We start from the raw sequence: 14820 nt of genomic DNA, 5'->3' as shown, positions 1-14820 counted from the left end.
CGCGTTTCGGCTACTGCTCCGCGTGATGACACCGTGCGTAGAATGCATTCCGTGATGCCGACCGAATCCCTGCCCTCTCTCGCGAAAGAGTCGAAAGACGCGAACGACGCGGAGCGCCGCGCGCCTGTGTGGCGTGATCTTTCATGCGTGCTCGGCGCGACGATCGTGGCGGGCGCGCTCTTCGCACGATTCGATTTCAGCGAGCTGGCGTATCGCTGGACGCGCAGCGCCGAGCGCTTTCAGCTCGACGAATTGCCGCCGACGCTCGTCGTGCTCGCGCTCGGCCTCGCGTGGTTCGCGTGGCGGCGTTATCGCGAGGCGCAATCGGAAGTGCGGAGGCGCCGTGCGCTCGAAGAAGAAGCCGAGCATCTGCTGGCCGAGAACCGGCGTCTCGCGAATCAGGCGCTCGCCGCGCAGGAAACCGAGCGCCGCCATCTCGCGCGCGAACTGCACGACGAGCTCGGCCAATACCTCAACGCGATGTCGCTCGATGCGGGACGTATCCGCGATCTGTCGGCGCAACGCGAGGCGGAGATCCATCGGCTGTCGCTTGCGCTGATGCAAAGCGCGACGCATGTGTATCGCGAGATCGGCGGGATGATCCGCAAGCTGCGGCCCATCGGGCTCGATGAATTCGGCCTGCCGACCGCGCTCGAACATTGCGTCGATGGCTGGCGCGAGCGCTTGCCGGATGCGACGTTCACGCTGGCCGTCGATGGCGATTTCGACAATCTGAGCGATACGCTCAACATCACGTTGTACCGGCTCGTGCAGGAAGGACTGACGAACGTGTCGAAGTTCGCGCGGACTTCACGCGTCGAGATTTATCTGGCGCGTGCGCCGGAAGAAATCGTCGTGACAATGGCCGATGATGGTCCCGGCGTCGATCTCGCGAAGCCGCGCAAAGGACTGGGATTGATCGGCATGCGCGAGCGGGTCGAAGCGCTCGGCGGAGAGTTTCACATCGCAAGCGAGCCGGGTTCGGGCTTTCTGTTTTGCGCGCGCGTGCCGGCTCAGGCGGGGCTGCCGTTGCCGACTTCAGGCCCGAACGAAGCCGCCGCCGACGAAGCGAAATCGGCGAAATGAAGCCCTAAGCGATTCGCGATCTGCGCGAGTTGAACGCCGTTATCAGCACCGAACTTCTGACGAATCACGGATTGATGATTCGCCACCGTCTTCTGACTCAACCCGAGTTTCTCCGCGATGCTCGGCAGCGTATAACCCTGCACCAGCAGCCGCAGCACTTCGAACTCGCGCGCCGATAGCTGGCGTCCTTCCTGAATGCTCGCGCGCAACGCAAGCGCCTGCGAAACATCCGGACTCAGATACGACACGCGCCGGGCGACGGAGCGCACCGCTTCGACGAGCACATCGGGCGCGCTCGCCTTCGTGACATAACCGCGCGCACCGGCATCGAGCGCCCGCCGCACGAAGATCGCTTCCTCGTGCACGCTGAAGATCAGCACATGCGCATGCGGCTCGCGCGCGAGCATGCGCCGCATCGCCTCGATGCCGCTCGCGCCGGGCAAGGCGAGATCCATCACGACGACATCCGGCTGCAACGCGCAAAACTTCTGGTAAGCCTCGGCCGCATTTGCCGCTTCGCCCGCAACATTCACGTCGGGGCTCAGTTCGAGCAGACGCTTGTAGCCCTCACGCACGACGGCGTGATCGTCTACGAGCAGCACGGAGATGTCGGCAATCATGGCGTGTCTTCTCCTTCTTCTGAACCATTATCGCGATCGAGCGCCGCGATGCGTTTCGAGTTCGCATCGTTGCGGAAGATGATGGGCTGTTCCTGCGGTTCCGGTCTTATCGATGCCGCACGCACCACTTCGATCACGCGCTCGTGATGCGGAGACTTGTCGCACACGGGGTCCGCATTCGCGGGATCTTGCGTGAGCAAATACGCCTGACAGCGGCAGCCGCCCATGTCGATAGCTTTCTCATCGCAACTGCGGCACGGCTCCTTCATCCAGCCAAATCCGCGAAAGCGATTGAACGCATCGCTCTCGTACCAGATGTCCTTCAGCGGCATCTCGGTGACGTTCGGAAACGTGAGGCCCGGCAGCGAGCGCGCGGTATGACAGGGCAGCGCGGCGCCATCGGGCGCGATGCCGAGAAACACCGAGCCCCAGCCGTTCATGCAGCGCTTCGGCCTGCGCTCGTAGTAATCGGGCACGACGAAGAAAATCTTGCACCTGTCGCCGATTTCATTGCGATAACGCTCGACCACCGCTTCCGCTTCGTCGAGTTGTTCTTTGGTCGGCATGAGTTGCGCACGATTCGTATGCGCCCAGCCGTAATACTGCGTGTTCGCGAGCTCGAGATATTCGGCGCCCATCGCGAGCGCCATGTCGATGATGCGTCCGATATGCGGCAGGTTATAGCGATGCAGCACGCAGTTGAGCACCATCGGAAAGCCGTGCGCCTTGATGAGATTCGCGACGCGTTTCTTGTAGTCGAAGGTCTTCGTGCTGGACAAGAAATCGTTGAGTTCTTGCGACGAGTCCTGAAACGAGAGCTGAATGTGATCGAGGCCCGCATCGTGCAACGCGCCAATGCGCTTCTCCGTCAGGCCGATGCCCGACGTGATGAGGTTCGTATAGAAGCCGAGCTTGCGCGCTTCGCCGACGAGCGTTTCGAGATCGTCGCGCAAGAGCGGCTCGCCGCCGGAGAAGCCGAGTTGCGCCGCACCCAACGCGCGCGCCTGACGCAAGACATCGAGCCATTGAGCGGTATCGAGTTCGCGCGTGTGATCGGTGTAGTTCACCGGGTTGTAGCAGAACACGCAATGCAGCGGACAGCGATACGTCAGTTCCGCGAGCAGCCACAGGGGCGGCGCAATCGGCGCGTCTTCCTGTTCGGGCTTCGCGATGGGTTCGGACAAGTCGGTCATGACACTACTCCAGCCAGCCCCGCGCACGCGCACCGGCGATGAACGCCCGCACGTCGTCGCCGAGGCCGCTTGCATTGAACGCCGCTTCCAGGTCCGCGACGAGCGCGGGGATATCGCGCGTGCCGTCGCATCGCAGAAGAATCTGCGCGGCGCTTTGATTGAGCTTCACCATGCCTTCGGGATACAGCAGCACATGTGCTTCCTGTGCCGGTTCCCATTGCAGGCGAAAGAGGCGTTTGAGTTTCGGATGCAACGAATCGTCGGGCGCTTCGACTGGTTCCTGCTTTCGTTGAGTCGGAGGGTTATCGCTCATTGCGGGAAGGCCTTTTCGATCGAATCGAGCATGGTCCAGAGGATATCGAGCTTGAATTGCAGAATGTCGAGCGCGCGCTGCTGTTCCTGACGCGTCGTGAAATGCGCGAGCGTCACTTCGAGGCCGTGCTCGACATCGCGCTGTGCAAGCGACACGCGCGAGCGGAAATAATTGAGTCCGTCAGGCTCGATCCACTTGTAATGCTCAGGCCACGTCGCGAGACGATCCTTGTGAATCTGCGGCGCGAACATTTCCGTCAGCGACGAGCACACGGATTCCTGCCACGGCGCACGTCGAGCGAAGTTCACGTAAGCGTCGACGGCAAAGCGCACGCCCGGCGTCACGAGTTTCAGCGACCATAGATCGTCGCGCGGGAGGCCGACGGCATCGCCGAGCCGCGCCCATGCTTCGATGCCGCCGGGCTGATCGTCATAACCATCGTGATCGAGAATGCGCAGCACCCAGCGGCGGCGCGTTTCGCGATCGGGGCAATTCGACATCACCGCCGCATCCTTCAGCGGAATATTGATCTGATAGTAGAAGCGGTTCGCGACCCAGCCGCGTATCTGTTCTTTCGTGCAGCCGCCGCTATTCATCTTCACGTTGAACGGATGATGAATGTGATACGCCGTGCCTTTCGCGCGCAATTGCGCCTCGAATTCATCGCGCGTCCACGCGGGGCCGTCGTCGCTCACGTTCGTGAAGATCGGGCCTGTGGTGGGATTCAGCATCGGTGCGAACATCGAATGCATCTCCAATGGTTAGGTCATAACTCGAAGGTCATGCCGTCGTGCGCGACTTCTATGCCGTGCTCCGACAACACGCGCCTTTCCGGTCCATCTTCGATAAGGACCGGATTCGTGTTGTTGATATGGATCAGCACCTTGCGCAAGCCTTTGCGATCGATCGAATCCAGTACTTCGATCATGCCGCCCGCGCCGCTCTGCGCGAGATGGCCCATGTCTTTTCCCGTCTTTTTCGTGAGCCCGAGGCGGATCATTTCATCGTCGGTCCACACGGTGCCGTCGACGAGCAACAGGTCCGCATCACGCATCGCATCGAGCACGTGCGGCTCCAGCGCGCCCAGCCCCGGTGCATAGAACGCACGCTTGGCCGTAGCGGTATTCGTGAAAATGAGACCGATGTTGTCGCCCGTTTCCGGCGCGTCGCGATGCGGCGAATAAGGCGGCGCCTTGCTCGACAGCGGCAATGCATCGATGTTCACGCGCGGCAGCTCGGGCACGGAGAACGCGGCGCCATCGAGCGCGATGCGCCTGTGCTCCACGCCGCAGTAATGCGACAGAATCGACGTGATCGGAAATCCCGTCGATAGGTCCTGCCACACGGCGTCGGTCGTATAGAGCGGCAAGGGCGTGCCGCGCTCGCGCAGCATCATGAGACCGGTGACGTGATCGATCTGCGCATCCATCGTGACGACAGCAGCGATGCCCGTGTCGCGCACCTTGCGCGCGGGCTGCAATTCCGGGTTCGCGGCGATCTGCGCGAGAATGTCCGGCGATGCGTTGACGAGCAGCCAGTCCTCGCCGTTATCGGTAACAGCAATGGACGATTGCGTGCGCGCGCGCGCCGCAATGGTGCCGCGCCGCACGCCGTCGCAGTTGCGGCAGTTGCAGTTCCATTGCGGAAAGCCGCCGCCAGCCGATGAACCGAGCACGCGAATTTTCAAGGCCACATCCTCCGCAGGAGACCGTCGCGATCGATCAGTTGATGCTTCATCGCGCCGAGAAAATGAATGATGACCAGCGCGGCCATGATCCACGCGAGATAGCCGTGGATGCCGAAGAAAATCTCTCGCATGTGCTTGTCGTCCGAGCCCCATTGCGGCAGCGCGAGGCCCCAGAACTTCGTGCCGAACTTGTTGAACGACGAGCCGAGATAACCGGTGAGCGGCATCGCCACCATCCCTACGTATAAAAGAGCCTGCGTAATGCTCGCGGCGGCGCGTTGCCACGTCGGCATCGGCGGCAGAGGCGGACGGCCATGAGCCAGGCGTACCAGGATGCGCGTCAGCACAAGCAGGAAAACCGTGATTCCAAGCGATTTATGGAAGTTGATGAGGTCCGACTTGAACGGCAGCCCGCGCGGCAGACCGACCATATAGAAGCCGATGCACAGCATCGCGATGATCGCGATGGCGATCAGCCAGTGCAGCGCGATCATCGGGCCTGAATAACGCGCGCTGGCGGCGTTCGGTCTGCCGTCGCGCGACGTCGCGGGTGTCCGCGCAGTGCTCATCGCATCTTTCCTGTATGAAGCAAACAGTCCATTGTTCCTCTCCGGGCTATGAATTGGCGATCAGCAATTCCCCGCGTCCGTCCACGGCGAGATCGCCGGCGTAGCGTCGCGGCAACAGCTTGCCCGCGAGTTGTGAAAACGGTGCGATCTCCTTTGCAAGCATGCGCGTGAAGAGCAGCCAGAACGTGTCGAAGCCGTGGCCGCCTTCGGTGAAGGTCGGCGGAAGGCGAGATGGCGGGTTCGTCAGAAACACCGTGCCGCGACGCATACCGTATCCCAAGTGTGCGCCCACTTTGCCGCCGATGCAGACCGAGCCCGCGACCAGCCGCGACGCGGCGAAATCGCCCGCATCGCCCGCGACGAGCACTGTGCCGCGCCGCATCCGGTCCGCGAGCCGCGCGCCTGCGTTGCCGTGGATCGTGAGCGTGCCGCCCGTCATGCCTTCCATGTCGCCGGGCAGTGCGCCTGCCGCGAAATCGCCCGCATTGCCGTGAATCGCGAGCCGCCCGCCCTGCATCTCGCACGCGGCGAATGCACCGGCATCGCCATGAATGTGCAACTCGCCGCCGAACATCTTCATGCCCGCATGATCGCCCGCGTGGCCGTGCACCGTCAGCGTGCCTTCGGTCATGTTCGCGCCGATGCGATCGAGCCATCGCACATCGCCTTCGATCGTGAGCGATGGCGCATCGCTTTGCGTCCACGCGATATCGAAGCAATCGCCCAGCGCGCACGTTTCGCCCGCGCCTTGCAGCACGATGCGCGGTACGTCGTGCGGTGCAGTCGACGCAAGCACCCCAGGCAGTAAATTCGACGCATCGACGCGAAAGCCCGGCGCATTTTTTACGCGCAATTCGAAGGCGTTCATGCGCGGCTCCCCTCGATATCCTTCGACAACTCGTGCAGCTTGAAGTGATAGGGCCCGAGCTTGCCGCCGTAATTGCCTGCGGAAATGCGCAGCACGCCGCCCGCGCGGCCGATCTTCGTCGCGGCCGCGATGCCCGCCGTCATTGCAGCGCCGACATCGGCATCGGTGAGGCCGTCGATCACGATTTCGAGCACGCACGCGATATCCGGCGTCAGTTCGCTTTTCTTCGACAAACCGACGAGCGTCGGGCAGAACGCATCGTTCGTGGAGGCCGTCGCGCCCGCGTACTTCGAGCCGATCTTCGAGCCCGAGCGCACGACGCCGCCCGGAAACGGCGTGATGACATTAGGCAGACGATGCATCGCGGCGACGGCGGATTCGGCGGCGTGCAACGCACTGTCGATATCGCGCGCGAGAAAGAGCAGATTGCCGCCGCCGACCGCTTTCACCGTCGCGGTGAATTCCTCGCAGACGAACTCGCCGTCCATCACGGGCACGCGCCAGTAACGCGTGCCGTCCAGTACTTTCGATATTTGATAGCCGTCGCCGAAAAAACGCAGGCCCGCGCCGAGCGGTGCGTTGTCGGAGAGCGGCGCGCGCGTGTTCGCCGGATCGATCCCGCCATAAACGGCCGTGGTCGGGCACGTCAGCACGCATTGCCCGACGCGCCGCGCGATCTGCTTGGCGAGTTCCTTCGACGATATCGCGAAGATCAGCACGGATACGCCCGGTCTTCCGTCGGGCGTTTCATCGCCGGACAGATCGCGTTCGACGCCCGCCTCGCAGCCGCAATCGATGACGGATGTGGCGAAACCCGTCAGCGAATTGGCCGCGTGCCGCGCCCATGTCGGCGAATGCGCGGTGATGACGAGGCGCGTCGCCTTCATCGGGAAGGCTTCGGCGAAGGTGTCGTCGATCTGCGTGTCGTTGATGACCATGCCTCAACTCCCGCTCGCCGCGAAGCACGCGACGGGCAAGAGCCGCCCGCCGTTGCAGCATGTGCAGATTTCGTCGTCGCCGATCGCGATGTTCTCGAAGCGCGTCGCGAGATTCGCCTGCGCATAGTCGCGCACGCGCTTTTCGATCGCGCGGTCGTAGTCGGGCCGCACGAAATGGATGCCGCCGGTGGGCGTCGCGAGCAGCGTGCCGTCGCGCGCGATCAGTTCACCATCTTTGAACACGAATGCGGGCGACGTGAACATGCGCTCGCGATCGGCGTCGTCGCGATACACGGCGATATCCGCCGCCGCGCCCGCGCCGAGATGACCGCGATCCTTCAAACCCAGCAGTTTCGCGGGACCGGCGCGCGTGATGATCGCGATGTCGTACAGCGAGAACTCGCGCGTGATTTCGCTCAAGGCGCTCGCGGTTTTGGCATCGGCGTGAAGCTTGTCGAGCTGTTCATCGCGAAACGATTTATCCATCAACAGACGGATCAGATGCGGATAGCTCGTGAATGGCGCGCCGTTCGGATGATCGGTCGTCATCGACACGCGCCACGGATCGTCAACGAGCAGAAAGATCTCCAGCCCGATGATCCATTGCAGCGCATTCACATAACTTTGCTCGCGATACTTGAACGGCACGATGCCGCAGCCTGCATCGCATTCGATATCGCCGAGAATCCATTTGCGCGGCCGGGCCATTGGCGCGTTCTTGAACTGCATCATCGTGTCGCCGGACGCGGTGACGGTCTGACCGAAAATGATCTGACCGACATCGATGGTCACGTTGGGCCGCGCGTTCACCGCTTCGGCGATCGCGCGCGCGCCCGACGAGAATTTGCGCGGGCCTTCGGTGCCGTAGCTGTGGAACTGGATATGCGTCAGATGAATGGGCAGGCCTTCTGCGGTGTCCATCGTCCGTATCGTCGAATCGATATTGCCCGGCACGCCCAGATTGCTCGCGTGCACATGCAGCGGATGCGGCACGCGCAGATCGGTGAGCGCGCGCGTGAGCGTCTTCAATACGTCGCGCGGCGTGATGCCGTAATGCGTGTGTTGTTCATCGACATCGAGCGAACGCTGATTGAACTTGAACGCCGAGATGCCGCCTGGATTCACGACTTTCACGCCGAGCGCCTTGCTCGAATCGATCGTCCAGCCGACGTAATCGCGCAGGCGCCCGAAGTCTTCCTTCGCGGCGAGCATTTGCAGGAAGAGCTCGTCGTTACCCATCATCACGTAGGCGCCGTGATCGATGATCGGCGTATCGCCCATTTCCAGATGCGCGTGGCGCGCGTTCGATGCGATCATCGCGGGCTCGAACGCGGCCGTATAGCCCATTTCCGCATAGCGATAACCGGCCGCGAGCGTGCCCGGCGCGCAGACGCCGCACGAAGGCAGGCGCATGTAGCGGCCTTCGTTGGGGCGATCGGGCACGGCGCGTGGATCGTCGCGATGATCTTCGGGCAAGAGCAGGCGCGACAGATTCGTCTTGCCGCCGCCGATATGCGAATGCAGATCGATGCCGCCTGCCATGACGATCATGCCGCTCGCGTCGAAATCGTGTTCGATGCTTTCGTTCGAAGCGTCATCGACGATGCGGCCATCGCGGATATAAACGTCGCGCTTCACGCCGTCGATGCCGTTCGCCGGATCGTAGAGCGTGCCGCCTCGCAAGCGCGTGACGCTCATTGCGGCCTCCTTGCCTGCGCGAGCTGCGTTGCGATCGATGCGACCGTCGGCAACACGCTTTCGCGTGCGGCGGCGAGCGGCGCGACCACGGATGTATCGACACGAAAGAGGTGTCCGCCGCTGTCGATGCCCGGCGTCGCCACGGGAATGAACACGGTCGGAGCCTGACGTGCGGGCAGTGTCGTCGACGGATGGCCGAGGATGATGGCGGGCACGGTGTCACTGAGCGATGCGGGCAGTGGCTCGGGCGCGAAGCTCGAGATCCAGACGAGCGCATCGATTTCATTGCGCTTCAAAAGGGTTTCCGTGCGATAGCGATGCGCATCGTGATCGAGTGGCAATCCATACGCGACGCGCGTGCGCAGCGGGAAGCCGGACAGCCATGTGATCGCCTGATTGACGGACAGCGCGCCGTCGTCGCCGGTCAGCGCGAGTGCGCCTGCGCGCGCGGTGCGGTTGATCGCCTTGACGATGCGTTGCAGCGCTTCGATGGCGAGCGCGGCGTGTTGCGTCGGCAGCGCCGAGGGCTCGTAGATGAAGGCGGTGTAATGCGCTTTATTGATGCGTTCGGTGAGTGTGGTGAGTTCCGTCGAAGCGATTGGGCGTCCGCCTTTGATGTGCGCGGACCAGAGCGCGAGCGTATCGAAGGGATCGGTGCCGGGCAGGATCGATTCGGCTTGCGGGCTGTCTGGATCGACATCACATCCGACGAATACGATGCTTACATCGCGCTCTTGGGCGATGACGCGCTCGTAGAAGCGTGGATAGCGCCGCGATGGCGCGCATGCGAACACGACGATGAGATCGGCCCGCGAGCGGATTTCGGAGAGCGTGGTGAAGAACACGCCGCGGTCTTGCAGGGCGCGGTTGGTGTCGGCGAGCGTGTCGCCGTGCAGATGATCGAGGATTGCGCCGCAATGCGCGGCCAGTTCATAGAGTGCGCGTGCGCCGGCTACGTCGGTCGCGAGTCCGCCGAAAAGCGGCCGCCGTGCGGCTGACAGGATCGATCCGGCTTGCGAGAGCGCCGACGCGAGATCGGTGGCGTGACCGTCGATTGCGGGTGGTGTGTTTGCTTGCTTCGGATCGAAGCGGGCAAGTGATTCTGTCAGGCGCGGGCAGGCGGTGTGGGGCGCTGCGAGGCGCTGGTCGTCGGTACGCGCGAGCGTGATGTCGTCGCATAGCAAGGGGCAGAACGGACAGGTCCAGGGAAGTGGTTCTGCTGACGGCTGTGGGTTCTTTTTAGTGAGGGAATCGTGCATGGCTATGGCTGCGAGCAAGGTTTATGCCGATTTTTTTGCTCTCTTGCCGGATCCCGAATTCAGGTTGGTTTATTAGCGTTGCCCCTATGCGGGGCGGCAGTCACTTTCTTTGCTGCTGCAAAGAAAGTAACCAAAGAAACAGCTATCCCCAGCCTAAGCACTTCATACCGGCCGCGGCACAGGCGATTGGCTGAATGGAACCCAGAGTAGCGAGTGCCCTCAGAGGTCTCACCGGGCTTGGATCGCGCACGGTCTGACTCGTCGCACCGCACGACTTTCTGGTTCAGCACCATTTAGCTCCAGCCCGCTTCGCGGCTGACCGGTCAATCGGGTTTGCGTGAGCCCGCGCATTTGCTACGCCCACAGTTGGTTTCCCTTGCAGACCCGTCGGCAGCGCGCAGCGCTGTGCCGAAGCTATTTCGTGCTGAACCAGCGCGCTCAAAGTCACGGTTTGTCAGACCGTGCGCGGTCCACGCCGCAACAGACCTTCGAGAACACTCGCTACTCTGGGGGCCATTAGTTCGATCGCCTGTGCCGCGGCCGGCGTGAAGTGCTTAGGCTGGGGATAGCTGCTTTCTTTGGTTACTTTCTTTGCAGCAGCAAAGAAAGTGACTGCCGCCCCGCATAGGGGCGAAGCTAATAAACCGACACGAACACGGGATCCGGCAAAGAAGAAAACTGCTCCGCATTGCAACACACTGTCACCCATGCACCACCGGATGCAACAGGTCCGTCCCAAGCGAGCCCACGGCAACCTAGTCCCCAACACCATTGGCACAAATATTGAGTTCAAGCCTCCGACGAGGCCCCGCCCGACACATCGTGACGAAACAAAGTCCCATCGTGAATAGCGGAAGCAACGAGCCACGCAGCCGCGCCGGCATGAGCGCAACGAACGAGATCGGCGTCATAGCGGACGCCTCCTGCGCCGATCAACGAGCGAGCACCGGCGAGCGCCTGGGCGGAAGCAAAGGTAGAGAGATCGGGCCCGGCATTCGCGCCCACGTGATCGAGCGTCATCACGATCACACGCGACGGCCACCACGCACTCTCGACATGCGCTGAGTCAAGCGCGGAACCGAGCGCGCGCCCGCCGCGATAGTCGAGCGACAGGATCGGTTCGAAGCCGCTCGCCGCAGCCTCGGCGATCGCGCCCATGTCGAGCAGCGTCTCGGTGCCGAACACGGGCACGATCACGGCAGGCGTGGCCGATCGCGTCAGGCGCACGATGCGTTCGACCAAGGCGCGCATCGGTGAAAACGCGGTGAAGCCCGCGTCGAGCCAGATGCAAAAGCCGTCGCCGAGGGCATCGCAGAGGGCGGCGAGCGCATGGTCGTGCGCGCCGCGCGAAAGGATCGCGCCGAGATCGGCGACGTACAACGTGCGCGCGCCAGTAGCATCGACGAGCGCGCGGGCGATCGCAACCGGATCGCTCGTCGCGCACAACGAAGACCGGATCGGCCGATAACGCGAACGCTCGCCGCGCACCGCGCGCACCGCGTGACCGTCGAGCAGATCGAGAACGGGTATCACCTGCATGGATGGCTTTCCTTTGACCAAGATCTTCGTATTCGAGTATCTCACCGGCGGCGGCATCGATCCGGACGCGGCAGGCGAAGGCAGCCTCGCCGACCTCTCCGCGCTGATCGTCGAAGGCCGCGTGATGCGCGACGCCATCGCCGCCGATCTGCGCGCACTGCCGGGCATCGGCGTGACCGTCGCGAGTTCGCGCTTCGAACAGACCGGCGACGATGCCGGCTTCGTGCGTGCGCAGCCGGGCGAGCCGGTCACGGCCTTCGTCGCCCGCATCGCGCGCGAACATGACTATGCCTGGATCGTCGCGCCCGAATGCGACGGCCTGCTGCTCAAGCTCCACGATGCCGTCGGCCAGGCGCGCTGGCTCGGCTGCGCGAAGGAAGCGATCCGCGCGGCATCGAGCAAGAGCGCGACGGCCGCGTGCCTCGCCGCGCGCAGCATTGCCGCGACGCCCGCGCTCGAACCGGATCACGCGACGGCCGGCCTCGGACGCCGCTGGGTCGTCAAGCCCGACGACGGCGCCGGTGGCCTCGACACCTACGTCTACGACGATCTCGCCGCCGCGCGCGCGGAGTACCAGACGCGCGCGGCGGCGGGCCGCAATCCCGTGCTGCAGGAATGGATCGATGGCGAGCCGCTGAGTCTGTCGCTCATCTGCCGCGAGCGGCTCGCGCGGCTCGTCAGCATCAACCGGCAGCGCATCGGCATGTCGGATGCGGCGGGCTCCGGACGGCGCGAGCGCATCGTGCAGTTCGACGGCGTCGACGTCGATCGTATCGACCGGCATGGCCCGCAAGGACGCGCGCTCGAGCGGCTCGCGCTGCGCGTCGCGGAGGCGTTTCCGGGCTTGCGCGGTTTCGTCGGCATCGATGTCGTGTGGCATCACGAGCGCGGGCCGGTCGTGATCGAGGTGAATCCGCGCCTGACGGTCGCGTATGCGGAACTCAGCCGGCGCGGCGGGAAAAATCTCGCGGCGGAGCTGCTCGCCGCGCATCGCGTGCCCGGCTTCGACGGCGATGCCGGATTGCTGCGCGCGGTTGGCGGAGCGTCGTCATGACGTCATCGTCGGCTTCGAATGATGCGCCGGTGTTCGGCTGGGACGTGGGCGGCGCGCACGTCAAGGTATCGGTGACCACGCGCGCGGGTGCGCTCGCGGACGTCGCGCAATGGGCGTGTCCGTTGTGGCAGGGCATCGCGCATCTGGAGCGCGTGATCGACGCCGTGTTCGAACGCTGGCCCGGCGCCGCCGATGCAACCGCGCGTCATGCCGTCACGATGACCGGCGAGATGGTCGATCTGTTCGCCGATCGCGCAGAGGGCGTCCGCACGCTCACGCGCGTGCTCGCGCAACGGCTCGGGCCGCGCACGATGTTCTTCGCGGGCGGGAACGAACAAGGCGGCTGGCTCGCGCGCTCGGCGTGCGCGGACGGCTGGCGCAAGGTGGCATCGGCGAACTGGCTCGCGACGGCGCAATGGGTCGCGACCTGCGTGCCCGATGCGGTGCTCGTCGATATCGGCAGCACGACGACCGACATCATTCCGATCGTCGGCGGACGCGTCGTTGCGCGCGGTGCGAACGATGCCGGGCGGCTCATCACCGGCGAGCTGGTCTATCAGGGCGTCGTGCGCACGCCGTTGTGCGGGGTGGCGCATCGCATCGCGTTTCGCGGCGAGACGGCCGGCGTGATGAACGAATGGTTCGCGACGACCGCGGACGTCTATCGTCTGACGGGCGAATTGTGGCCTGAACACGACCAGCATCCGAGCGCCGACAACGGGCCGAAGACCGAGGCCGCGAGTCGCGCACGGATTGCGCGGATGATCGGCCGCGACGCCGCCGATGCGAGCGATGGTGAATGGCGGCGTTTCGCGCAGACCTGGCGGCACGAGCAGTTGCGCACGCTCGAGACGAATCTGGCGCGCGTGACCGCGCAGGACGCGGCGCTTGCGGCGGCACCGATCGTCGGCGCGGGATGCGGGCGTTTTCTGGCGGCGGCGCTCGCGCGGCAGGAGGCGCGCGGCTATATCGACTTTGCGCGGATCGCAGGCGTGCCGGACGATGATGCGGCGCGTGCCGAATGGGTATCGACGTGCGCGCCGAGCGTGGCGGTGGCGTTGCTGGCGGCGATGGTGGGTACGAATCGCGCGGCGGGCAACGAAGCATCGCCGCGTGCCGCGTGACGGTGGGTGAGGTACGGCGAGCGGTATGGAACCGGGTGCGTGGCCCGGCGGCATGATCGAACGAGGAAAAGAACCATGTGGGTGGTGAAGATCGGGGGTAGCCTCGGTCACGACCCGGCGCTGCGCGAGTGGTTGACGCGGCTTTGGGAAGTGGGCGGAGGGCGCGTCGTGATCGTGCCGGGCGGCGGCGATTTTGCGGACGCGGTGCGGCAGTATCAGCGCGAATGGCAATTCGACGATCTTGCCGCGCACAACATGTGTCTGCTCGCGATGGCGCAGTACGCGATTCTGATGCAGGGCGTGGTGCCGGAACTCGTGCTGGCGTCGAATGAGAATCGCATTCGGCGTGCGTTGCGGGATGGGCGGGTTGCGGTTTGGGTGCCGACGGATTTGATGCGTGCGACGCCGGATTCGATGACCAACTGGGATACCACTTCGGATTCGCTTGCCGCGTGGCTTTCGTCTTCGCTCAATGCTGAGCGGTTGATGATCGTTAAGTCTTGTGAGGTCGATGGGGATGCGTCGGTTGAGTCGCTCGCAGCGAAGGGCGTTTTGGATCGACGGTTTCCTGCTTATGTGCGGGATGCGAATTATGTTGTTGAGGTTTTTAATAAGGGCGATGCTTTGGTCATGAGGGATCGGTTGCTTAATGTGGCGGTTTGAGGTTTTTCGCCGGATCCCGATTTCGTATTGGTTTATTAGCTTCGCCCCTATGCGGGGCGGCAGTCACTTTCTTTGCTGCTGTGTATAGACCGGGGACATAGTTGACAGATTTGGCGGGGACATGGTTGACACTTTGGGCATCGAAATGCCTGGACTGACCATGCCTTGGAACCCGCAAAACACCATGCAACTTCGCCTCGAATTCGTCA

Annotated in this window: 16 protein-coding genes; 4 read left to right on the top strand and 12 right to left on the bottom strand. The window is 63.6% G+C overall.

All coding sequences use genetic code 11. From position 1 onward, the window contains the following. Positions 1-54: 54 nt before the first annotated feature. A complete protein-coding gene (locus tag AWB74_RS15080) occupies positions 55-1086 on the top strand; it encodes an ATP-binding protein (protein WP_061147708.1) in 1032 nt (343 codons plus the stop codon). Here AWB74_RS15080 and AWB74_RS15075 read toward each other — a convergent pair. From AWB74_RS15075 to AWB74_RS15020, 11 genes are all read right to left on the bottom strand, one after another. Beyond that, complete coding sequence (locus tag AWB74_RS15075) at positions 1014-1706, bottom strand: response regulator (protein ID WP_061147560.1); 693 nt, start codon at positions 1704-1706, stop codon at positions 1014-1016. The two genes, AWB74_RS15080 and AWB74_RS15075, sit on opposite strands and share 73 nt — an antisense overlap. Then, a complete protein-coding gene (gene pqqE, locus AWB74_RS15070) occupies positions 1703-2899 on the bottom strand; it encodes a pyrroloquinoline quinone biosynthesis protein PqqE (RefSeq protein ID WP_061147559.1) in 1197 nt (398 codons plus the stop codon). The genes AWB74_RS15075 and pqqE overlap by 4 nt, the downstream gene beginning before the upstream one ends. A 4-nt stretch (positions 2900-2903) precedes the next feature. Continuing rightward, entirely contained in the window at positions 2904-3212 is a 309-nt protein-coding gene (gene pqqD / locus AWB74_RS15065; protein WP_061147558.1) for a pyrroloquinoline quinone biosynthesis peptide chaperone PqqD, read from the bottom strand. Further along, positions 3209-3955 carry a pyrroloquinoline-quinone synthase PqqC gene (gene pqqC, locus AWB74_RS15060; RefSeq protein ID WP_061147707.1) on the bottom strand — a complete coding sequence of 249 codons (747 nt, stop codon included), beginning with the start codon at positions 3953-3955 and terminating at the stop codon, positions 3209-3211. Before pqqC ends, pqqD begins: the two co-directional genes overlap by 4 nt. Before the next feature lie 23 nt (positions 3956-3978). Next, complete coding sequence (gene pqqB / locus AWB74_RS15055) at positions 3979-4899, bottom strand: pyrroloquinoline quinone biosynthesis protein PqqB (RefSeq protein WP_061147706.1); 921 nt, start codon at positions 4897-4899, stop codon at positions 3979-3981. Next, positions 4896-5468, bottom strand: a complete 573-nt coding sequence (locus AWB74_RS15050; RefSeq protein ID WP_061147557.1) for a cytochrome b — start codon at positions 5466-5468, stop codon at positions 4896-4898. The genes pqqB and AWB74_RS15050 overlap by 4 nt, the downstream gene beginning before the upstream one ends. Before the next feature lie 46 nt (positions 5469-5514). Next, complete coding sequence (locus AWB74_RS15045; protein WP_061147556.1) at positions 5515-6336, bottom strand: formylmethanofuran dehydrogenase subunit C; 822 nt, start codon at positions 6334-6336, stop codon at positions 5515-5517. Then, positions 6333-7274, bottom strand: coding sequence for a formylmethanofuran--tetrahydromethanopterin N-formyltransferase (fhcD, locus tag AWB74_RS15040; protein WP_061147555.1), 942 nt, complete (start codon positions 7272-7274; stop codon positions 6333-6335). The genes AWB74_RS15045 and fhcD overlap by 4 nt, the downstream gene beginning before the upstream one ends. Before the next feature lie 3 nt (positions 7275-7277). After that, complete coding sequence (locus AWB74_RS15035; protein WP_061147554.1) at positions 7278-8972, bottom strand: formylmethanofuran dehydrogenase subunit A; 1695 nt, start codon at positions 8970-8972, stop codon at positions 7278-7280. Further along, a complete protein-coding gene (locus tag AWB74_RS15030; RefSeq protein ID WP_061147553.1) occupies positions 8969-10231 on the bottom strand; it encodes a molybdopterin-binding domain-containing protein in 1263 nt (420 codons plus the stop codon). Before AWB74_RS15030 ends, AWB74_RS15035 begins: the two co-directional genes overlap by 4 nt. A 789-nt stretch (positions 10232-11020) precedes the next feature. Further along, entirely contained in the window at positions 11021-11770 is a 750-nt protein-coding gene (locus AWB74_RS15020; RefSeq protein WP_061147552.1) for a HisA/HisF-related TIM barrel protein, read from the bottom strand. Positions 11771-11783: 13 nt separating this feature from the next. Between AWB74_RS15020 and AWB74_RS15015 the strand changes: the two genes are divergently transcribed. The 3 genes from AWB74_RS15015 (at position 11784) to AWB74_RS15005 (ending at position 14611) form a co-directional block, all read left to right on the top strand. After that, on the top strand, positions 11784-12824 hold the full coding sequence (locus tag AWB74_RS15015) for an ATP-grasp domain-containing protein (RefSeq protein WP_061147705.1): 1041 nt from the start codon (positions 11784-11786) through the stop codon (positions 12822-12824). Then, positions 12821-13948: a hydantoinase/oxoprolinase family protein gene (locus AWB74_RS15010; protein WP_061147551.1), complete on the top strand. Its 1128-nt coding sequence runs from the start codon at positions 12821-12823 to the stop codon at positions 13946-13948. The genes AWB74_RS15015 and AWB74_RS15010 overlap by 4 nt, the downstream gene beginning before the upstream one ends. 75 nt (positions 13949-14023) lie before the next feature. Next, positions 14024-14611, top strand: a complete 588-nt coding sequence (locus AWB74_RS15005; protein ID WP_061147550.1) for an amino acid kinase family protein — start codon at positions 14024-14026, stop codon at positions 14609-14611. Here AWB74_RS15005 and AWB74_RS47255 read toward each other — a convergent pair. Continuing rightward, the coding region (locus AWB74_RS47255; protein ID WP_235024584.1) for a hypothetical protein at positions 14595-14820 on the bottom strand (226 nt) is incomplete at its 5' end. The genes AWB74_RS15005 and AWB74_RS47255 overlap by 17 nt on opposite strands.

This window comes from Caballeronia arvi (genome assembly GCF_001544695.2).
In the GTDB taxonomy this organism is placed as follows: Bacteria; Pseudomonadota; Gammaproteobacteria; order Burkholderiales; family Burkholderiaceae; genus Caballeronia; species Caballeronia arvi.
The sequence above is the reverse complement of the archived record's forward strand: the minus strand, read 5'-3'. Positions and strand labels throughout refer to the sequence as shown.